Below are 18,724 nucleotides of genomic sequence, written 5' to 3'. Positions count from 1 at the left end.
TCGTTGCGGTCCGAGGCGGCCTCGGTCACCCACCCGCCACATGTGTGTTTTGCGGAGCCCACCCATGCTCACGACCCTCAAGACCGCCTACACCGACACGCGTGCCGCCGACCTCGCCTGGGCGCTGGGCCGCGAGCCGCTGCCCGCCCTCGCCGTACTCGACCTCGAACTGACCGGCGCCAAGCTCCAGTTGAGACTTCTGGGCGCCTCGCACCAGGTGCTCCTCGACGAGGAGCGCGGAACCTGCTCGGAGACCGTCGCCTGCATGCCCGGCAGCAGTACGCCGCTGCCGCTCGGCGTGGCGAAACGTCTCGGGGAGTGGGACTACGAGTTCGCCGCGCGCGTCGAAACGCTCTCGCGCGGCTCGTTCGCGGGGCGCGCGCAGGAACTCCTCGCGCTCGTCGCCGACCATCCCAACGGACTGGCGGGAACGTTTCCCGGCTCGCCGCACGCGTTCACGGCGATGCTCGCGCAGCGCGGCGACGGCCAGGTGTGGTGGCGCACCTGGCACGCCTACCCGCAGGAAGGGCAGTTGGTGGTGACCCGGACCCGGGTCGGCGTGCGGGCGCCCGTGCCCGCCTGGCTCTGAGGCGCTCGATCCCCCGATGGTTGGCTCCAGTTGAACCCGTGTGGGTGACAGGATGCGAACGGAGTGTGACGTAGCGTTCGCATCATGATCGAACCGCTCCCCGCTCCCGTGAGGAGGCCGCGGTCGGGTCGGTTCCTCGTCCTGGCCGTCGTGTTCATCTGCGCCGCCTGCGGCCTGGTGTACGAGCTCGAACTGGTCGCCCTCGCCTCGTACTTGATCGGAGACTCGGTCACCCAGGCCTCGGTGGTCCTCTCGGTGATGGTCTTCGCGATGGGTGTCGGCTCGCTGCTCGCCAAACGGCTGCGCTGCCGGGCCGCCGTCGGCTTCGGGCTCATCGAGGCCGCGCTCGCCCTGGTCGGCGGCTGCTCCGCGATGGCGCTGTACGCGACGTTCGCCTGGTTCGGCGGCTCGCGGTACGCCCTGGTCGCGTTCTCGCTCGCGATCGGCATGCTGATCGGCGCCGAGATCCCGCTCCTGATGACGCTCATCCAGCGCGTCTCGCGGCGAGCCGAGGGCGACGCGAGCGGCACGGTGGCCGACCTGTTCGCCGCGGACTACGTGGGCGCGCTCGTGGGCGGCCTGGCGTTCCCCTTCCTGCTCCTGCCCCAACTCGGCCAGCTGACCAGCGCGTTGCTCACCGGCGCGGTCAACGCGGTCGCGGGCGGCTCCCTCGTCCTGCTCCTCTTCGGCCGCGACCTGTCGCCGCGCGCCCGCTGGGTGCTGCTCGGCGCCAACGCGGTCGTCCTGGCCGTGCTCGCGCTGACCACCGCCATGGTCGGCGACTTCGAACAGGCCGCGCGCCGCGCCGTGTACGGGGGCCAGGTGCGGGTCGCCGTGCAGACCCGCGTCCAGGAGATCGTCCTGACCGGCAGGCGCGGCGCCCCCCTCGACCTGTTCCTCGACGGGCGCCTTCGCATCAACGGCCGCGACGAGTCCCGCTACCACGCGGCCCTGGTGGGGCCCGCGCTCGACGGCGGCCCGCACGGCCGCGTCCTGATCCTGGGCGGCGGCGACGGCCTGGCCGCCCGCGAAGTCCTGCACCGCCCCGGAGTGCGCTCGGTGACCCTCGTCGAGCTCGACCCGGGACTCGTCCAACTGGCCCGCGAAGACCCGGAGTTGGCGGCCCTGAACGCGCATGCCTACCAGGACCCCCGGCTGCGTCCGGTGATCGCCGACCCCTTCCGCTGGCTGCGCGGCGACGGCTACGGCTCGGGAACGTACGACGTGATCGTCTCCGATCTGCCCGACCCCGGCATCACCGCGAGCACCAAGCTGTACTCACAGGAGTTCTACGGGCTCGCCTCGCGCGTGCTCGCACCCGGCGGGCGGCTCGTGGTGCACGCGGGGCCGGTGAAGGGCCGGCCGCGCACGTTCTGGACGGTCGCCTCGACGGTCCGCGCGGCGGGCCTGTCGACGTTCGCGTACCGGGCGACGGGGAGGAGCGCCGGGTTCACCGCGGGCCCCGACCGCGCCCTGGACTCGGCGAAGTCCCCGCACGACTGGGGCTTCGTCCTGGCCGCGAGGCCCGCCCCGCATCCGTTCTCGGCGGGGGGAGCGCCATCGGGCGTGCGGCTGCCCGCGGGTACGGAGTCGCTGACACCACCCTCGGGCGCGGCCGGCTTCCCGCCGTCGACGCTGGTGCATCCGCGATACGCGGATTGAGGAGGCCCTTGGGCGGCCCCGCTCCGGTGGGCGACCGCACTCCGCGAGCGGGCCGGGTCCGGCATCGGTGCCGCGTTGGCGCAGACGTGACGGCCGGTGCTGAGTAGGCTCGGTGGCTATGGAGCATGAGGTGTTCGTTCCGGTTGAGGCCCAGTCACTCCGGCAGACGCTGCGCGATCCCGCCCGGGTCGCGCGCTGTGTGCCGGGGCTCCAGCAGGATGCGGGCGAGCCGCCCATCGCGGGCCGGCTGAAGGTCCGCCTCGGCGGGAGCACCATCACCTATCGAGGCGCCCTGCGCATCACCGAGCAGAACGGCGGCGTGTTCGCCTTCGAGGGCGAGGGGGTCGAGGTCCGCGGCGCGGGCGCGGCCAAGCTCACCCTGACCGTACGGCTGGAACCGGCCCCGGGCGGCACCACCCTCGCCTTCGCGGGCACGGCACTCGCGGAGGGCCGGGCGACCGACGTACCGGCCGACGCGGCCCAGGCCTCGGCCCTGCGCCTGCTCGACCGGTTCGCGGCGGAGCTGGCGCGGCCGGTACGGGAGGAGCCGGGCCGCGCGGCCGGCGGGGCGGCGGAGGTCGCCGACACGGACCTGAACACGGATCTGGCCGACGGGCCCAAGGACCGGGCGGCCCCCCTCGACCCCGAGCTCGACACGGACCTCAACACCGACCTGGACTCAGAGAGCCTCGCCTCCGTCTTCGACGCCGAGGTGCCGCCGCCGGCCCTGGACCCGCTCGCCGACGAGGAGTTCGCCATCGAGGTCGGCGAGCCGGTGCCCGCCGAGGCCGCGCACGCCCGCCGCACCATGATCGGCCGCAGCGCCGAGGAGGTCGACCACGCACCGCCGCGCGGCCGGTACGCCCCGGTGCCCGCGCCCTCGGGCGGCAACGCCGGGGCCACGCTGCGCTGGGTCGCCCCGGCCGCCGCCCTCGCGTTGGCGTCCGCGGTGGTCGTCGGCCGCGCGCTGAGGCGCCGGCGCTGAGATCCCGCCCGACCTGTCCGGATCTCGGGTACGGGCGCTGACGCCACATCCGGGGCCCACCGGCTAGGGTCGACGGCGTGAGCAGTGACCAGATCAAATTGGGCGTCGGCGCCGTGGAATTGACCGTCGACGCGGGCCACGGCTGCCGGATCAGCAGCCTGCGGATCGACGGCACCGAGGTGCTGCGCCAGGGCGACAAGTACGGCTGCTTCCCGATGGTGCCGTGGTGCGGCCGCGTCGAGAACGGCCAGTTCCGCGACGGCGGCGTGAAGTACCAGCTGCCGCTCAACTCGCCCCCGCACGCCATCCACGGCACCGCCCGCGACCACGCCTGGAAGACCGCGCGGGTCTCCGACACCGAGGCCGTGTTCACCTACGAGCTGGCCGAGCCCTGGCCGTTCACCGGCAGGGTCACCCAGATCTTCGAGCTGACGCCGGACGCGCTGACGGTGACGATGGGCGTCGAGACGTACGACAACTCCTTCCCCGCGCAGGTCGGCTGGCACCCCTGGTTCGTGCGGGAGCTCGACGGCAGCCGCGTCGAGCTCGCCTTCGACGCCGAGTGGCAGGAGGAGCGCGGCGACGACCACCTGCCCACCGGTCGGCGCATCGAGCCGCTGCCGGGTCCCTGGGACGACTGCTTCGGGATGCCCGACGGCGTCGACGTCACCCTGACCTGGCCCGAGCGGCTCGAACTGAAGGTGACCAGCCCCACCGAGTGGGTCGTCGTCTACGACGAGCAGGACGAGGCCGTGTGCGTGGAGCCGCAGTCGGGCCCGCCCAACGGCCTCAACACCCTGCCCCGCCAGGTCACCCCGATCGACCCGCTGGAACTGTCGACGACCTGGACCTGGCGACGGCTGTGAGCAGGGCCCTTAAGCTCATGGGTATGACTGATGTACGCGCAGACCTGCTCCAGCAGATCAAGGACAAGGCCGTGGTGCACGGCAAGGTGACCCTCTCCTCGGGGATCGAGGCCGACTACTACGTCGACCTGCGCCGGGTCACCCTTGACGGCGTCGCCGCGCCGCTGGTCGGCCAGGTGATGCTCGACGTGACGGCCGAGTTCGACTTCGACGCGGTCGGCGGCCTGACCATGGGCGCGGACCCGGTGGCCGGCGCGATGCTTCACGCGGCCGCCGCCCGGGGCCGCACCCTTGACGCGTTCGTCGTCCGCAAGGCCGCCAAGGCGCACGGCATGCAGCGCCAGGTCGAGGGCCCGGACATCAAGGGCCGCCGGGTCCTGGTCGTCGAGGACACCTCCACCACCGGCGGCTCCCCGCTGACCGCCGTCGAGGCGGTCCGCGCGGCCGGTGCCGAGGTCGTCGCCGTCGCGACGATCGTGGACCGGGCGACCGGCGCCGCCGAGAAGATCACCGAGGGCGCGGGAGTGCCGTACGTCTTCGCGTTCTCCTCGACGGAACTGGGCCTCGCGTAAACCTGGTAGCGAGTTCCTAGACTCGTACGGGGTGCGAAACTCGTGACCTAGGTCCCGGGACGGGCGCGCTCAACCCGTTGACCTGCACGTTCTTGAAGGGGCGGGCTGTTTCACGTGAAACGGCCCGCCCCTGGTGCGTCCGCCGGGTGGAGCCACGGCCAGAGTCTGGAAAGATGGGCCGCGACGATGACGTCGCCCCCAGGTCAGGGCCAGCACCTATCGCACACCCGCACATCACAAGGAGCGGACAGATGCCCATCGCAACCCCCGAGGTCTACAACGAGATGCTCGACCGGGCGAAGGCAGGCAAGTTCGCCTACCCGGCCATCAACGTGACCTCGACCCAGACCCTGCACGCTGCGCTGCGCGGCTTCGCGGAGGCCGAGAGCGACGGCATCATCCAGATCTCCACCGGTGGTGCGGAGTTCCTGGGTGGCCAGTACAACAAGGACATGGTCACCGGCGCGGTCGCCCTGGCCGAGTTCGCGCACGTCGTCGCCGCCAAGTACGACATCACGGTCGCGCTGCACACCGACCACTGCCCGAAGGACAAGCTGGACGGCTACGTCCGCCCGCTGATCGAGGTCTCCGCCGAGCGCGTGGCCAAGGGTCTGAACCCGCTGTTCCAGTCCCACATGTGGGACGGCTCCGCCGAGACCCTCGCGGACAACCTGGCCATCGGCCAGGAGCTGCTCGCCAAGGCCGCCGCCGCGAAGATCATCCTTGAGGTCGAGATCACCCCGACCGGCGGCGAGGAGGACGGCGTCAGCCACGAGATCAACGACGAGCTGTACACGACCGTCGACGACGCGCTGCGCACCGCCGAGGCCCTGGGCCTGGGCGAGAAGGGCCGCTACCTGCTCGCCGCGTCCTTCGGCAACGTCCACGGCGTCTACAAGCCGGGCAACGTCGTGCTCCGCCCCGAGCTGCTCAAGGACCTCCAGGCGGGCGTCGGCGAGAAGTACGGCAAGGCCTCGCCGTTCGACTTCGTCTTCCACGGCGGCTCGGGCTCCACGGCCGAGGAGATCGCGACCGCCCTGGAGAACGGCGTCGTGAAGATGAACCTCGACACCGACACCCAGTACGCCTTCACCCGCCCGGTCGCCGACCACATGTTCCGCAACTACGACGGTGTCCTGAAGGTGGACGGCGAGGTCGGCAAGAAGTCGACGTACGACCCGCGCACGTGGGGCAAGCTGGCCGAGGCCGGCATGGCCAAGCGCGTGACCGAGGCGTGCGCGAACCTGCGCTCGACCGGTACGAAGCTGAAGTAAGCACTGCTCGTAGGTTCGCTTACGTACGGCTCGGGCCCGGTGTCCCCTCGCGGGGGTGCCGGGCCCGAGCCATGTCCTGGGGAGGCCCGCATGACTTCGTACGACTTCGACATACCCGTTGACCGGCGCGGTACCTGGAGCATCCAGTGGGACGGGGTGGCCGCCCGGTTCGGGGCCGAGGGGCTGCTCCCCTTCACCATCTCCGACATGGACTTCCCCTCCCCGCCGGAGGTGCTCGCGGCGCTCCAGGAGCGGGTGGCGCACGGGGTGTTCGGTTACACGGACTGGCAGAACGAGGAGTTCCGGGGTGCGGTGCGCGACTGGTACCGCACCCGGCACGACACGGAGATAGACACCGACCGCCTCGTGTACGCCCCCTCCGTCCTGAACCAGCTCTCCCAGCTCCTGCGCATGTGGACGGAGCCGGGGGACGCGGTCGTCGTCCACACCCCTGTGTACGACGGCTTCCGCAAGGCGGTCGACGGGCTCGGCCGCGAACTGCGCGGCGTCCCGCTCGGCGACGGGGCGGCGCTTGAGGCGGCGCTGGCGGGGCCGCGGAGCCGGGTGCTCCTCCTGTGCTCGCCGCACAACCCGACGGGCCGGGTGTGGACGGAGGCCGAACTGGCGTCGTTCGCGTCGCTGGCCCAGCGGCACGGGGTCGCGGTGATCAGCGACGAGATCCACGCGGACTTCGTCCACGACGGCCACCGCCACCTGCCGTGGACCCGGTTCGGCCAGGGCCGCTGGGCCCTGATCACCTCCGGCACGAAGTCGTTCAACTTCCCCGCGCTGACGGGTTCGTACGGGATCGTCGGCGACGCCGCGGACCATGCGGAGTTCGTACGCCGCATGGAGACGGGCGAGGGCCTGGGCTCGCCCGCCGTCCTCTCCCTGACCGCCCATGTCGCGGCGTACCGGAAGGGGGCGGGGTGGTTGGACGCGCTGCGGACGTATGTGGCAGGAAACCTGGAGCTGGTGGCCACGTCTCTCAACTCGGCTTTCCCCAGCCTGAGTTGGACCCCTCCGCAGGCGGGATACCTGGCGTGGATCGACTTGCGGCCGCTGGGGGTGGACGAGGCCGCGCTTCAGCGGGAGCTGGTCGAGGTGGAGGGGGTGGCGATCATGCCGGGCGGGGTTTACGGGGCGCCGGGGTTCGTTCGGCTGAACGTGGGGTGCGGGAGAGGGAAGGCGCGGGCGGGGGTGGAGGCGCTGACCCGGGCGCTGGGCCGACTGACCTGAGGGGGTTTCGGGGAGGGGCGGGGCGGGGGACAGTTTCGCTGTGGCGGACAACGTACGCATGGGCACCACCCCCGGCCGCTGGGTCCTGCTCACCACCGTCCTCGGCTCGGGCATGGCCCTCCTCGATTCCACCGTCGTCAACGTCGCCCTGCCCCATATCGGCGCCGACCTCGACACGGACATGGCCGTACTCCAGTGGACCGTCAACGCCTACATGCTCACCCTGGCCGGCCTGATCCTGCTCGGCGGCGCCCTGGGCGACCGGTACGGGCGGCGGAAGGTGTTCGTGATCGGGGTGGTGTGGTTCGCCGCCGGATCACTGCTGTGCGGGCTCGCCCCGAACGCCGGGGTGCTCATCGCCGCCCGCGCCCTCCAGGGCATCGGCGGCGCGCTGCTCACCCCCGGCTCCCTCGCGATCATCCAGTCGGGCTTCCACCCGGACGACCGGGCCCGCGCGGTCGGCGTGTGGTCGGGGCTCGGCGGGGTCGGGGCGGCCGTGGGCCCGTTCCTCGGGGGCTGGCTGGTGGACGGCCCCGGCTGGCGCTGGGTGTTCCTGATCAACGTGCCGCTGGCCGCGCTGTGCGTGTCCGTCGCCCTGCGCCACGTACCGGAGTCCCGCGACCCGCGCACGCACACCGGCCGTTTCGACGTGCTGGGCGCGGCGCTCGGCGCGCTGACCCTGGCCCTGGTGACGTACGCGCTGATCGAGGCGCCCGGGCAGGGTTCGTCGCGGCTGGTCGTCGGGGCGGCGGTGGCCGGGCTCGGCCTGGGCGCGGCCTTCGTACGACGCGAGCGGCACCTGCCGGACCCCATGCTGCCGCCGGACATCTTCCGCTCGCGGATCTTCACCGCGGTGAACCTGGTGACGGTGTGCGTGTACGCCGCCTTCGGCGGATTCTTCTTCCTCGCCGCCCTCCAGCTCCAGGTCGTCGTCGGGTACTCGGCACTCGGCGCAGGCGCCGCGCTGCTGCCGACGACGGTGCTGATGCTGCTGCTTTCGGCGCGTTCGGGCGAGCTGGGGCAGCGGATCGGGCCGCGCATCCCGCTGACCGTCGGGCCGCTGCTGTGCGCGGCCGGGATGCTGCTGATGCTGCGGGCCGGCGAGCACGCGTCGTACGTACGTGACGTCCTGCCCGCGCTGCTCGTGCTCGGCCTCGGCATGGTCACCCTGGTGGCGCCGCTCACCGCGACGGTGCTCGGGTCGGTCGACGAGGGGCGGGCGGGGCTTGCCAGCGGCATCAACAACGCGGCCGCGCGGGCCGCGGGCCTGATCGCGGTGGCGGCGTTGCCGCTGGCCGCGGGGATGGGGCCGGAGGCGTACCGCTCGGCGGCGGAATTCGGGGCGACGTTCCGGCGGGCCATGCCGATGTGCGCGGGGGCGCTGGCGCTGGCCTCCCTGGTTGCGTTCCTGACCGTACGGCGGCCTGCGGAGGGGGTTGTGCCGGCCTGCCGGATGCAGTGCGGGGTGTCCGGCCCGGCCATCGAACCCGACCGGGGCGAGCGGAGCCCGTGAGCCCTGGGCCCCGGGGGGGTGCCCGCCCTCCCTCCCGTGACGGGGGTTGGGATGGCCGAGCCCTGGGGCTGCGCCCCAGACCCCCTGCGGGGGACTCCGTCCCCTGCACCCCTGCTCGCGCCTGCCTTCGGCTGCAGACCGTGGGTGGTTGCTCGCGCAGTTCCCCGCGCCCCTAGCAGCACTGGCCCTGGCAGGTTCGAGCATCTTCAGCCCGTCATGGGGGTCCCCCCTGGCCCTTGAGGCCTTGGGGGAGTTTGAGGACGAGCGCCCTTCAGGCGCGAACGGGGTCTAGGGCGGAGCTCCGGAAGCCGGGGCATCCAGGGTCTGGGGCGGAGCCCCAGTGCAGCCCAGAGGGCCGGGCCCCCGCGGTGGCAGACTTGGCCGCATGTCCATTCACGAGAACCTCCTCGGGGGCCCCGCCCCGACGCTCCTGCCCGACGACCCGGAGCCGCGCGAGCTGCTCGCCGGCGGCACCGCCCCCGCCGACGTCGCCGCGAAGTACCCCACCTCCTCCCTCGCCTGGGCGCAGCTCGCCGACGACGCGTTCGACGGCGGCCGCACCGTCGAGTCGTACGCCTACGCCCGCACCGGATACCACCGTGGCCTGGACTCGCTGCGACGTGCCGGGTGGAAGGGGCACGGCCCCGTGCCGTGGGAGCACGAGCCCAACCGCGGGTTCCTGCGGGCCCTGCACGGCCTCGCCCGCGCCGCGCAGGCGATCGGCGAGGACGCCGAGTACGAGCGCTGCACCACCTTCCTGCGGGACTCCTCGCCGCTCGCCGCCGACACCCTGGGCTGACCCGCCCGGAGTGATCCGCTCCCGCCCGATCGGGAACGTTCCGGCCGTCCGTGCCATCTGTATGGCTGACACGGACGGTTCGGGCACGCGGGCGGCACCATCGCGCGCGTCCGGCCGCATGGACAGGCTGGCGCAGAGGCCCCACTCCTCTCCCCCCAACCCCAGCCGGGAGCAGGGGAGAACTCCGTCTTGGGCAAGCGAGGCGCCCGCAGCGCAGTCAGTCACGGCCGGAAACGGGCGGACCACCAGGCGTCCCGGAGCAGACGGCGGCGCTCCCGCTCCCGCGTCCTGCTCGTCACCGGGTGTCTGCTCGGCGGCACGCTCGTCGGCGGGGTCGCTCTCGCCCAGTGGCCCGGCGACGCGCACAAGCCCGCGGTCGAACCCGGCAACATCTCGGCCAGCCCCATGGAGGAGCGCTCCCCGCTGCCCCTCGCACCGCCGCCCGCGAAGCCGTCACCGTCCGGCGGCGCGAAGGTGGACGTACCCGCCTCCGGGCCCGGCACCTTCACCACCGCGCAGGCCTCCGGCAAGGTCGTCGGCACCGCCGGGCCGCTGCGCCGCTACGAGGTGCAGGTCGAGGACGGCGTGGACGTCTCCGCCAAGCAGGCCGCCCTCGACGTGCAGACGATCCTGGCCGACCCGCGCAGCTGGGCCGCGCACGGCAAGGGCCGCTTCCAGCTGGTGTCCGGCGGCGGCGACGTCGTCATCAAGATCGCGACCCCGAAGACCACCGACAAGCTGTGCGCCGCCAACGGCGACACCGGCGGCGAGCTGAACTGCGAGGTCACCGGCGGTGTCATCGTCAACCTCAAGCGGTGGGTGACCGGTTCGCCGCAGTACGACGGGCCGGCCGCCGAGTACCGGCACCTGATCATCAACCACGAGATAGGCCACATGATCGGCTACCACCAGCACATGGCCTGCCCGGGCCCCGAAAAGCCCGCCCCGGTGATGATGCAGCAGATCAAGGGCCTGAACGGCTGCAAGTCCAACGCCTGGCCGTACACCGCGGACGGGACGTTCGTCACGGGCCCCTCGGTGCCCTGACGAACCGCGCGGAACCGTGCTTATGATGCCGGTGGGGACCGGGGCTCCGATGCCGACCAAGGAAGGGGCGGACCGCTACCCGGACACATCGAGGAGACAGCGATGTCATCAAAGATGTCCGAACCGGTCACGCCGCCCGAACAGGGCGACGAGCCGGAGACCCCGAATCTGGACTTCGAGGGCACGACACCGTACGAGGACTACGTCCAGGCGGACGTCCTCACCCACCTGCAGCAGCTGCGCTCGGACGACCCGGGCGAGATGGTCTTCCTGGTCACCACCCAGGTCATGGAGCTGTGGTTCACGGTCATCGTGCACGAGTGGGAGACCGCCTCGCGGGCGCTGCGCGCGGACCGGGTGCCGGTCGCGATCGACGCCCTGAAGCGTTCGGTACGGGAGCTGGAGGCGCTCAACGCCTCGTGGACGCCGCTGGCGCAGCTGACCCCGGCCCAGTTCAACTCCTACCGGGCCGCGCTCGGCGAGGGCTCCGGGTTCCAGTCGGCGATGTACCGGCGGATGGAGTTCCTGCTCGGCGACAAGTCGGCGTCGATGCTGGTGCCGCACCGGGGCGCGCCCCGCGTGCACGCCGAGCTGGAGAAGGCGCTCGGTGAGCCGAGCCTGTACGACGAGGTCCTCGCGCTGCTCGCGCGGCGCGGGTACGCCGTGCCGTTCTCGGTTCTCCAGCGCGACCTGACCCGCAAGTACGAGCCGAACCCGGGGGTCGAGGCGGTCTGGGCCGAGCTGTACGCGGGCGACCAGAACGGTGAACTGGTGCGCCTGGGCGAGGCGTTGACCGATGTCGGCGAACTCGTGTGGCGATGGCGCAACGACCATCTCGTGGCGACCCGGCGGGCCATGGGCGCCAAGGCCGGCACCGGCGGTTCGGCCGGGGTGGCGTGGCTGGAGAAGCGGGCCACCAAGCACGTGTTCCCCGAGCTGTGGACGGCGCGCAGCCATGTCTGAGGCACTGGCCAAGAAGGCCGCGGCGCTGGACGCCGCAGACGAACTCGCCCCGCACCGCGAGCTGTTCGCCCTCGACGACGGCGTGGTCTACCTCGACGGGAACTCGCTGGGCGCGCTGCCCCGGCACGTTCCGGCCCGTATGCAGGACGTCATCGCCCGCGAGTGGGGACAACTGCGCATCCGGTCCTGGGAGGAGAGCGGCTGGTGGACGGCGCCGGAACGCATCGGCGACCGGATCGCCCCGCTCGTCGGCGCGGCGCCGGGCACGGTCGTGGTCGGCGACTCGACGAGCGTGAACGTCTTCAAGGCGCTGGTGGCGGCGGTGCGCCTCGCGGGCGAGGGCCGGGACGAGATCCTGGTCGACGCCTCGACGTTCCCCACGGACGGGTACGTCGCCGAGTCGGCGGCCCGGATGACGGGCCGTCAGATCCGGGCCCTGGCACCGGACGAGATCGGGTCCGCGCTCGGCCCGCGCACGGCGGCGGTCCTGGTCAACCACGTGGACTACCGCACCGGCCGCCTCAACGACCTGCCCGGCATGACGGCGGCGATCCGGTCCGCCGGCGCCCTGGCCGTCTGGGACCTGTGCCACAGCGCGGGCGCGCTGCCGGTCGGCCTGGGCGCGCACGGCGTCGACTTCGCGGTGGGCTGCACCTACAAGTACCTGAACGGCGGCCCGGGTTCACCGGCGTACCTGTACGTGCGCGGCGACCACCAGCCCCGCTTCGACACCCCGCTGCCCGGCTGGAACTCGCACGAGGACCCCTTCGGGATGCGGCCGGCGTACGTGCCGGGCGACGGCGCGGTACGGGGCCGGGTCGGCACCCCGGACATCCTGTCGATGCTGGCGCTTGAGTCGGCGCTCGACGTGTGGGACGGGGTCTCGATCGAGGCGGTGCGGGCCAAGTCCCTCGCCCTGACCGACTTCTTCCTGGAGTGCGTCGAGGCGTACGTTCCGGCCGGGCGGGTGTCGTCGGTGACCCCGGCCGCGCACGCGGAACGCGGCAGCCAGGTGTCCCTCGCCTGCGCGGAGGCGGGCGAGGTGATGCGCGCCCTCACCGCGCGGGGAGTGGTGGGCGACTTCCGCCGCCCCGACGTCCTGCGCTTCGGCTTCACACCGCTGTACGTGGGCTTCGCCGATGCGGAGCGGGCGGCGACGGAACTCGCGGCGCTGGCGGGCTGAGCCCCGGGCCCCGGGGGGGGGTTGCCCATGCGGGGACTCCGTCCCCTGCACCCCTTCCGGGGGCTCTGCCCCCGGGCCCCCGTTCGTGCCTGTCGTTCGGCTGCGGACCGTGCGTGGCCGGTCGCGCAGTTCCCCGCGCCCCTAGCAGGATCGGTGCTGGCCCGCACGGGGCATTTCAGCCCGTCCGGCGATTGAGGACGAGCGCCCTTAAGGCGCGATACGGGGTCTGGGGCGGAGCCCCAGGAACTCAGCTTCCCCCTTCCCTACCCCCGGCGGGTTTCGGGAAGGGGTGGGGTGGGGGCTCAATGGGGTCTGGGGCGGAGCCCCAGGGCGCTCCGGGGGCCGCCCCGGGTTGTGAGGGTGGGCGTCCTGGTAGCGTCCCTCGCGCCCGGGTGATCAACCGGCTTGGCCTGGCGAAAGGTTGGGGAATGACGGATCCCGCAGAGCGTGACGCGGCCGAAGAGGCATCCGCCTTCTCCCATCCCGCCGTCGCCCCCGACGCCAGCGCCGCGTACGGCGACCACCCCGACCAGGTGATCGACTTCTACGCCCCCCGGGGCGACCGCGCCGGCGCCCCCCTGGTCGTGCTGCTGCACGGCGGCGCCTGGCGGGCCCCGTACGACCGCATGCACTTCACCCCGCTCGCGGACTTCCTGGCCCGGCGCGGGTTCGCCGTGGCCAACGTCGAGTACCGGCGCGGGAGTCTGCTGCCGCAGCAGGGTGGGGACGGGCCCGTGGCCGGGCGCTGGCCCGACACCTTCGACGACGTGGCGGCGGCCCTGGACGCGCTGCCCGTCCTCGTACGCGATGCCGTGCCGCAGGCCGACCCGCGCCGCACCGTCCTGGCCGGGCATTCGGCCGGCGGCCACCTCGCCCTGTGGGCGGCCGCCCGGCACGTACTGCCGCCCGGCTCCCCGTGGCGCACCCCCGGCCCCGCGGCGCTGCGCGGCGTCGTGGCGCTGGCCCCCATCGCCGACTTCGCCACGGCCGTGGAGCTGGGTGTCTGCTCGGGGGCTGTCCTTCAACTCCTGGGTGGAGAAGGGGAGTTGAGGTCTCGTGGTCCGCATGCCGACCCCGCCGCCCTGCTGCCCACCGGGATCGCCACGGCCGTCGTGCAGGGCCGGGACGACATCGTCGTGCCGCAGGCCGTGGCGGAGGCGTATGTCGATGCGGCGGCCAAGGCGGGGGAGATGGTGGGACTCACCCTGCTGGAGGGCGTGGGCCACTTCCCGCTGATCGACCCCGCGGCTGACGCGTGCGCCGTGGTGGCGGAGGAGATCGCTCAGCTGGCGTACTGAGGCTCCGCGGGGTGCGGTTCATTACGTGCGGGCCGTGGGTGGCTGGTCGTGCCCGCGCGGCGGAGCCGCACAATGTCACAGCCCCGCGCCCCTTCGGGGCTCACCCCGCCGTCCCGCTGAACACCCCGTCCCTGAAGGCCAGTTCAGCAAATCGCTCCCCCATTCGGCGATGCGTCACCGCATCCGGATGCAGCGCGTCGGGCAGCGGCAGCTCGGTCGTGTCTTCCTCCCCGTAGAGCGAACGGCCGTCCAGGTAGTGCACGTTGGGGTCGTCGGCCGAGCGTTGCGCCACGATCCCGGCCAGTTCGTCGCGGATGGCGGCCAGCGTGAGGCGGGTCGGGTCCGTCGCGTCGCCCGTCGCGCGGAACCGCAGTCGGCCGGAGGCCAGTTCCGTGAGGTCGGGGGCGCAGGGGCCCGGGGTGTTCTCGTGGATGGGACACAGGATCGGGGAGATCACAAGGAGCGGGGTGGTGGGGTGGCCGTCCCGGATGGTGTCCAGGAAGCCGTGCACCGCCGGCACGAACGCCCGCAGCCGCATCAGATCGTGGTTGACCAGGTTGATGCCGATCTTGACGCTGATCAGGTCCGCGGCGGTGTCCCGCATGGTGCGTGCGGTGAACGGGTCGAGCAGGGCGCTGCCGCCGAAGCCCAGGTTGATGAGTTCCGCGCCGCCGAGCGAGGCGGCAAGCGCCGGCCAGGTGGTCGTGGGGCTCGCGGCGTCCGAGCCGTGGCTGATCGAACTGCCGTGGTGCAGCCACACCTTGCGGCCCGAGTCCGGCACCGGCTCGACAGGGGCGTCGGTGCGCAGGGCGACCAGTTCGGTCCTCTCGTTGTACGGCAGCCAGATCTCGACGTCCTTCACGTCGGCGGGCAGGTCGGTGAAGCGGAGGGTGCCGACCGGGCCGGAGGCGTGCGTGACGGACCCGGTCGTCATGTCGATGGTTACGGTGTTGCCGCCCGCCACGCCGCCCTGGCCTGTCAGGCGGCCGTTGACCAGCAGGTCGTACACGCCGTCCGGCCGGGGCGGGGCCCCGACGTACACGCGCTTGGTCGGCAGCGTGTCCAGCTCGACGGTCGTGGCCCGGGTGCGGAAGGCGAGGCGTATGCCGGAGGGCTGGGCCTCGGCCATGGCGAGCTGCGCGTCGGCGCCCCGGGTGCGGGCCCGGGCGGGCAGCCGGTGCGGCAGCACGCCGTGCTCGGTGAGCTCCAACTCGATTGCCCCGCGCAGGAGTTGAGCGGTGATGGGGGTTGTTGTCAGTGGGATCATGATGTCGGCCAGTTCCGTAGCAGGGCGTCGAGAGCGTCCAGGGTGCGCTCCCAGGTCTCCTGGGTGTCGGGCGCGCTGTGGCTGAACCCGCCGCCCATCTCCAGGCTGATGTAGCCGTGGAAGACGCTGCCGAGCAGCCGTACCGCGTGCGTCTGGTCAGGCTCCGGCAGGTCGTAGCCGCGCAGGATCGCCCGCGTCATCTGCGAGTGCCTGCGGCCCGCGCTCGCGGCCGCCGCCTCCGCGTCGAGCCGCAGCTGGGTCGCGGCGTAGCGGCCGGGGTGCTTGTGGGCGTAGTCGCGGTAGACGTTGCCGAGCGCGGCCAGGGCGTCCTTGCCGGACCGGCCGGCCACGGCGTCGGCGGCCAGGTCCGCGAGTTCCTCCAGGCCGAGCAGGGCGATCCGCGTCTTGAGGTCCTGGGAGTTCTTCACGTGCGAGTACAGGCTCGCGACCTTGACGTCGAACCGTCTGGCCAGCGCCGAGACGGTCACCTGGTCGAAGCCGACCTCGTCGGCCAGCTCCGCGCCCGCCAGGACCAGGCGCTCGGTGGTCAGTCCTACCCGTGCCATGCCCTGCCCTTCCTCTCCCTCGCCTCGATCGCGCTGTCCTCGATCGCTCTGTTGGCCCGAAGCCTACCTTAACTAGATATCCATTTGCCTAAAGGCTTTAGGCAATCTACCGTGAGATTTATGAAGCCGCTGACCGAACAAGAGATCCGTGCCGCCTTCGTGAACTGCACCAAGGGCGAGGCCAAGCGCCTGGCCGTCCCGCGTGACCTGGCCGAACGGCCCTGGGACGACCTGGACTACCTCGGCTGGCGCGACCCGCAGGCGCCCGACCGGGGCTACCTCGTCGTCGAGCTGGACGGCCGTCCCCACGGCGTCGCCCTGCGCTGTTCCAGCGCCGCCGTCGGGCAGCAGCGGCGCAGCATGTGCTCGCTGTGCCTGACCACCCACTCCGGCGGCGTCGCGCTGATGGTCGCGCCGAAGGCGGGCAAGCCGGGCAAGCAGGGGAACTCGGTCGGCGCGTACATCTGCGGCGACCTCGACTGCTCGCTCTACGTACGCGGCAAGAAGGACGCGGGCATGGGGGCGCGGCTGCACGAGACGCTCACCGTGGAGGAGAAGATCCGGCGGACGGTGGGGAACATCGCCTCGTTCGTCGCCAAGGTGACGGCCGAGTGAGGGGGAACCCCTCGGGGCCCACCGCGTAGTCCCTGAGGCGGATCCCGCAGGATCCCCATCTGGCCGGACGCCCGCGCGCGGCCCGCCGCCTACCTTGGGGGTGTGAACGAGACGGCCAGGCCCCGGCAGGGGAGCGGCACCACAGCAGCGGGCGGCGGCACCGAGCGCAGCCCTGAATTCCGGCTGGCGATGGACGCGTACGGAGGGCTGCGCAGGGACCTGTTCCACGACGCGTTCGCCTACCGGCCGCTCCCGCCCATGCGGACCGACGGCCCGATCACCCGCCGGCTACCGGGCCGCATACGCGAGGCCGCGGCCTGGACCCCGCACGCGGTGGTCTGCTTCCTCGCGTTCTGCTCGCTGCTGTTCGGGTACACGCGGGGTGGCAGCGGCGGGCCGGCCTGGCTGCTCAGCGGGGTGATGCTGGCCGTGCCCGTGATCACGACGCTGGTGCGCCCCATCGGAGCGTTCTGGCTGTCGTGCGCGGCGACAGTGTTCACGGGGGTGGTGGGGAGCCACGGCGGCCTCGGCCCCTGGACACCCGGCGCCGTCTTCATGCACCTGAGCGTCCTCACCGTGGTGGCCCTGCGCACCCGCCCCCGCGTGGCGGCCTGGATGTGGGTGGTCACCGTCACCCTCAGCGCGGTCCTCGGCTCGGTCCGCAGCTCGTACGGCGACAACACCCTGCAGCTGGCGACCGTCTACGGCATCGTCCTGCTGGTCATCTCCGTCGTGCACATCCGCAAGGACGCCGAGCGGCAGGTCAGCGCGGAGAAGTCGGTCACCGCGGTGGAACGCGACAAGCGGACGGTCCTGGAGGAGCGCACCAACATCGCGCGCGAGCTGCACGATGTGGTGGCGCACCACATGTCGGTGGTCGCCATCCAGGCCGAGGCCGCGCCGTACCGGGTGGAGAACCCGCCGCCCGAGCTCGCCCAGGCCTTCGCGACGATCCGCGAGAACGCGGTGGCGGCGCTCACGGAACTGCGCCGGGTGCTCGGCGTCGTACGCGCGGAGGACTACGAGGCGCCGGACGCCCCCCAGCCCACCCTCGCCGACCTGGAGGGCCTGCTCGCGAACGTCCGCGAGGCCGGCCTCCCGGTGGAGAAGGTGATCACCGGTGCGGTACGGGAACTCCCGCAGGGCGTCGAACTCTCGGCGTACCGGATCATCCAGGAGGCCCTCAGCAACACCCTGCGGCACGCCCCGGGGGCGGGGGCGCGGGTGGAGATCGGATACGTTCTGGGCGGGCTCGGCCTGCGCATCGTGAACGGCCCCGCGACCTCCGAGGCGGGCCCTTCGCAGGGTTCCGGGCACGGGCTCACGGGCATGGCGGAGCGGGTGGCGATGCTCGGCGGCGTGATGACAGCGGAGCGGACGGGGGAGGGCGGGTACGAGGTGACGGTCTTCATCCCGGTCGAGCCGGGCGAGGCGACCCAGGCGGCCGAGGCGACGGAAACGGAAGAAAAGGCATGACGATCAAGGTCCTGATCGTCGACGACCAGATGATGGTGCGCGAGGGCTTCTCCGTGCTGCTCGGCGCGCAGCCGGACATCGAGGTCGTCGGCGAGGCGGTCGACGGCCGCGAGGCGGTCGCCCAGGTGCGGACGCTGCGTCCCGACGTGGTCCTGATGGACATCCGGATGCCCGGCATGAACGGCATCGAGGCGACGCGGGAGATCGTGGCGTCGGACGACTCCTCGAAGGTGCTCGTCCTGACCACGTTCGACCTCGACGAGTACGTGTACCAGGCGCTGCGGGCGGGGGCGTCGGGCTTCCTCCTGAAGGACGCGTCGGCGCGTCAACTCGCCGAGGGCGTACGGGTGGTGGCGTCCGGAGAGGCGCTGCTCGCCCCCTCGGTGACCCGGCGGCTGATCAACGAGTTCGCGCGGGTCGTGCCGGTGCAGCGGGCGGGTTCCTCCGCGCCGCCCGGCCAGGTGGAGGAGCTGACCGACCGCGAGACGGAGGTGCTCGTCCTGATCGCCCAGGGCCTCTCGAACCAGGAGATCGCGGACCGCCTTGTCGTGGCGGAATCGACGATCAAGACCCACGTGAGCCGGGTCCTGGTGAAGCTGGGCTTGCGGGACCGGACGCAGGCGGCGGTATACGCGTACGAAACCCGCCTGGTAACCCCGGGTTAGCCCCCACCCCGCCCCTTCCCCAAACCCGCCGGGGGTGAAAGTGCTTCTGGGGCTCCGCCCCAGACCCCGTTCGCGCCTGAAGGGCGCTCGTCCTCAAACTCCCCCAAGGCCTCAAGGGCCAGGGGGGACCCCCATGACGGGCTGA

General features: G+C 72.5%; 18 protein-coding genes. 16 read left to right on the top strand and 2 right to left on the bottom strand.

Annotation, left to right across the window (positions count from 1 at the left end; all coding sequences use genetic code 11):
• The first annotated feature begins 64 nt into the window (after positions 1-64).
• The 13 genes from ADK54_RS16765 (at position 65) to ADK54_RS16705 (ending at position 13,990) form a co-directional block, all read left to right on the top strand.
• Entirely contained in the window at positions 65-589 is a 525-nt protein-coding gene (locus ADK54_RS16765) for a DUF2617 family protein (RefSeq protein ID WP_053726442.1), read from the top strand.
• Between the two features lie 84 nt (positions 590-673).
• Positions 674-2,251, top strand: coding sequence for a polyamine aminopropyltransferase (locus ADK54_RS16760; RefSeq protein ID WP_053726441.1), 1,578 nt, complete (start codon positions 674-676; stop codon positions 2,249-2,251).
• Between the two features lie 118 nt (positions 2,252-2,369).
• On the top strand, positions 2,370-3,236 hold the full coding sequence (locus ADK54_RS16755) for an SRPBCC domain-containing protein (RefSeq protein ID WP_053726440.1): 867 nt from the start codon (positions 2,370-2,372) through the stop codon (positions 3,234-3,236).
• 77 nt (positions 3,237-3,313) lie between these two features.
• Complete coding sequence (locus ADK54_RS16750) at positions 3,314-4,102, top strand: aldose epimerase (RefSeq protein ID WP_053726439.1); 789 nt, start codon at positions 3,314-3,316, stop codon at positions 4,100-4,102.
• Between the two features lie 23 nt (positions 4,103-4,125).
• Positions 4,126-4,674 (top strand): orotate phosphoribosyltransferase, encoded by a 549-nt coding sequence (gene pyrE / locus ADK54_RS16745; protein ID WP_053726438.1) that lies wholly within the window; start codon positions 4,126-4,128, stop codon positions 4,672-4,674.
• Between the two features lie 251 nt (positions 4,675-4,925).
• Positions 4,926-5,948, top strand: a complete 1,023-nt coding sequence (gene fbaA / locus ADK54_RS16740; protein WP_053726437.1) for a class II fructose-bisphosphate aldolase — start codon at positions 4,926-4,928, stop codon at positions 5,946-5,948.
• A gap of 90 nt (positions 5,949-6,038) precedes the next feature.
• Positions 6,039-7,187, top strand: a complete 1,149-nt coding sequence (locus ADK54_RS16735; RefSeq protein WP_053726436.1) for a MalY/PatB family protein — start codon at positions 6,039-6,041, stop codon at positions 7,185-7,187.
• A 58-nt stretch (positions 7,188-7,245) separates the two neighbouring features.
• Positions 7,246-8,700, top strand: a complete 1,455-nt coding sequence (locus tag ADK54_RS16730) for a DHA2 family efflux MFS transporter permease subunit (RefSeq protein ID WP_053726510.1) — start codon at positions 7,246-7,248, stop codon at positions 8,698-8,700.
• 385 nt (positions 8,701-9,085) lie between these two features.
• A complete protein-coding gene (locus tag ADK54_RS16725) occupies positions 9,086-9,499 on the top strand; it encodes a DUF3151 domain-containing protein (protein WP_053726435.1) in 414 nt (137 codons plus the stop codon).
• A 189-nt stretch (positions 9,500-9,688) separates the two neighbouring features.
• Positions 9,689-10,546: a DUF3152 domain-containing protein gene (locus ADK54_RS16720; RefSeq protein ID WP_063801992.1), complete on the top strand. Its 858-nt coding sequence runs from the start codon at positions 9,689-9,691 to the stop codon at positions 10,544-10,546.
• Between the two features lie 102 nt (positions 10,547-10,648).
• Complete coding sequence (locus tag ADK54_RS16715; protein WP_053726434.1) at positions 10,649-11,509, top strand: tryptophan 2,3-dioxygenase family protein; 861 nt, start codon at positions 10,649-10,651, stop codon at positions 11,507-11,509.
• Positions 11,502-12,692, top strand: a complete 1,191-nt coding sequence (gene kynU, locus ADK54_RS16710) for a kynureninase (protein ID WP_053726433.1) — start codon at positions 11,502-11,504, stop codon at positions 12,690-12,692. The genes ADK54_RS16715 and kynU overlap by 8 nt, the downstream gene beginning before the upstream one ends.
• A gap of 428 nt (positions 12,693-13,120) precedes the next feature.
• Positions 13,121-13,990 (top strand): alpha/beta hydrolase, encoded by an 870-nt coding sequence (locus ADK54_RS16705; RefSeq protein ID WP_053726432.1) that lies wholly within the window; start codon positions 13,121-13,123, stop codon positions 13,988-13,990.
• Positions 13,991-14,090: 100 nt separating this feature from the next.
• Here ADK54_RS16705 and ADK54_RS16700 read toward each other — a convergent pair whose 3' ends face one another.
• Together ADK54_RS16700 and ADK54_RS16695 are read right to left on the bottom strand one after the other, a co-directional pair.
• Positions 14,091-15,257 (bottom strand): GDSL-type esterase/lipase family protein, encoded by a 1,167-nt coding sequence (locus ADK54_RS16700; RefSeq protein WP_053726431.1) that lies wholly within the window; start codon positions 15,255-15,257, stop codon positions 14,091-14,093.
• Positions 15,254-15,823, bottom strand: a complete 570-nt coding sequence (locus ADK54_RS16695) for a TetR/AcrR family transcriptional regulator (protein ID WP_053726430.1) — start codon at positions 15,821-15,823, stop codon at positions 15,254-15,256. Before ADK54_RS16695 ends, ADK54_RS16700 begins: the two co-directional genes overlap by 4 nt.
• A gap of 120 nt (positions 15,824-15,943) precedes the next feature.
• Between ADK54_RS16695 and ADK54_RS16690 the strand changes: the two genes are divergently transcribed.
• The 3 genes from ADK54_RS16690 (at position 15,944) to ADK54_RS16680 (ending at position 18,579) form a co-directional block, all read left to right on the top strand.
• Positions 15,944-16,438, top strand: a complete 495-nt coding sequence (locus ADK54_RS16690) for an FBP domain-containing protein (RefSeq protein WP_053726429.1) — start codon at positions 15,944-15,946, stop codon at positions 16,436-16,438.
• A gap of 189 nt (positions 16,439-16,627) precedes the next feature.
• Positions 16,628-17,914 (top strand): sensor histidine kinase, encoded by a 1,287-nt coding sequence (locus ADK54_RS16685; protein ID WP_053726428.1) that lies wholly within the window; start codon positions 16,628-16,630, stop codon positions 17,912-17,914.
• The gene (locus ADK54_RS16680; RefSeq protein WP_053726427.1) at positions 17,911-18,579 is read left to right on the top strand and encodes a response regulator; all 669 of its coding nucleotides are present in this window, start codon (positions 17,911-17,913) and stop codon (positions 18,577-18,579) included. The genes ADK54_RS16685 and ADK54_RS16680 overlap by 4 nt, the downstream gene beginning before the upstream one ends.
• The last annotated feature ends 145 nt before the right edge of the window (positions 18,580-18,724 follow it).

This window comes from Streptomyces sp. WM6378 (genome assembly GCF_001279695.1).
Lineage (GTDB): Bacteria > Actinomycetota > Actinomycetes > Streptomycetales > Streptomycetaceae > Streptomyces.
Note: the sequence above shows the minus strand (reverse complement) of the source record. Positions and strands in the feature narration are given on the sequence as shown.

Excerpts from the sequence above, each read along its gene's own strand:
- ADK54_RS16685 (WP_053726428.1), top strand. The coding sequence starts at position 16,628 with ATGGACGCGTACGGAGGGCTGCGCAGGGACCTGTTCCACGACGCGTTC.
- ADK54_RS16765 (WP_053726442.1), top strand. The coding sequence starts at position 65 with ATGCTCACGACCCTCAAGACCGCCTACACCGACACGCGTGCCGCCGAC.
- ADK54_RS16735 (WP_053726436.1), top strand. The coding sequence starts at position 6,039 with ATGACTTCGTACGACTTCGACATACCCGTTGACCGGCGCGGTACCTGG.
- ADK54_RS16695 (WP_053726430.1), bottom strand. The coding sequence starts at position 15,823 with ATGGCACGGGTAGGACTGACCACCGAGCGCCTGGTCCTGGCGGGCGCG.
- ADK54_RS16690 (WP_053726429.1), top strand. The coding sequence starts at position 15,944 with ATGAAGCCGCTGACCGAACAAGAGATCCGTGCCGCCTTCGTGAACTGC.
- kynU (WP_053726433.1), top strand. The coding sequence starts at position 11,502 with ATGTCTGAGGCACTGGCCAAGAAGGCCGCGGCGCTGGACGCCGCAGAC.
- ADK54_RS16680 (WP_053726427.1), top strand. The coding sequence starts at position 17,911 with ATGACGATCAAGGTCCTGATCGTCGACGACCAGATGATGGTGCGCGAG.
- pyrE (WP_053726438.1), top strand. The coding sequence starts at position 4,126 with ATGACTGATGTACGCGCAGACCTGCTCCAGCAGATCAAGGACAAGGCC.
- ADK54_RS16755 (WP_053726440.1), top strand. The coding sequence starts at position 2,370 with ATGGAGCATGAGGTGTTCGTTCCGGTTGAGGCCCAGTCACTCCGGCAG.
- ADK54_RS16725 (WP_053726435.1), top strand. The coding sequence starts at position 9,086 with ATGTCCATTCACGAGAACCTCCTCGGGGGCCCCGCCCCGACGCTCCTG.
- ADK54_RS16700 (WP_053726431.1), bottom strand. The coding sequence starts at position 15,257 with ATGATCCCACTGACAACAACCCCCATCACCGCTCAACTCCTGCGCGGG.
- ADK54_RS16760 (WP_053726441.1), top strand. The coding sequence starts at position 674 with ATGATCGAACCGCTCCCCGCTCCCGTGAGGAGGCCGCGGTCGGGTCGG.
- fbaA (WP_053726437.1), top strand. The coding sequence starts at position 4,926 with ATGCCCATCGCAACCCCCGAGGTCTACAACGAGATGCTCGACCGGGCG.
- ADK54_RS16730 (WP_053726510.1), top strand. The coding sequence starts at position 7,246 with ATGGGCACCACCCCCGGCCGCTGGGTCCTGCTCACCACCGTCCTCGGC.
- ADK54_RS16715 (WP_053726434.1), top strand. The coding sequence starts at position 10,649 with ATGTCATCAAAGATGTCCGAACCGGTCACGCCGCCCGAACAGGGCGAC.
- ADK54_RS16705 (WP_053726432.1), top strand. The coding sequence starts at position 13,121 with ATGACGGATCCCGCAGAGCGTGACGCGGCCGAAGAGGCATCCGCCTTC.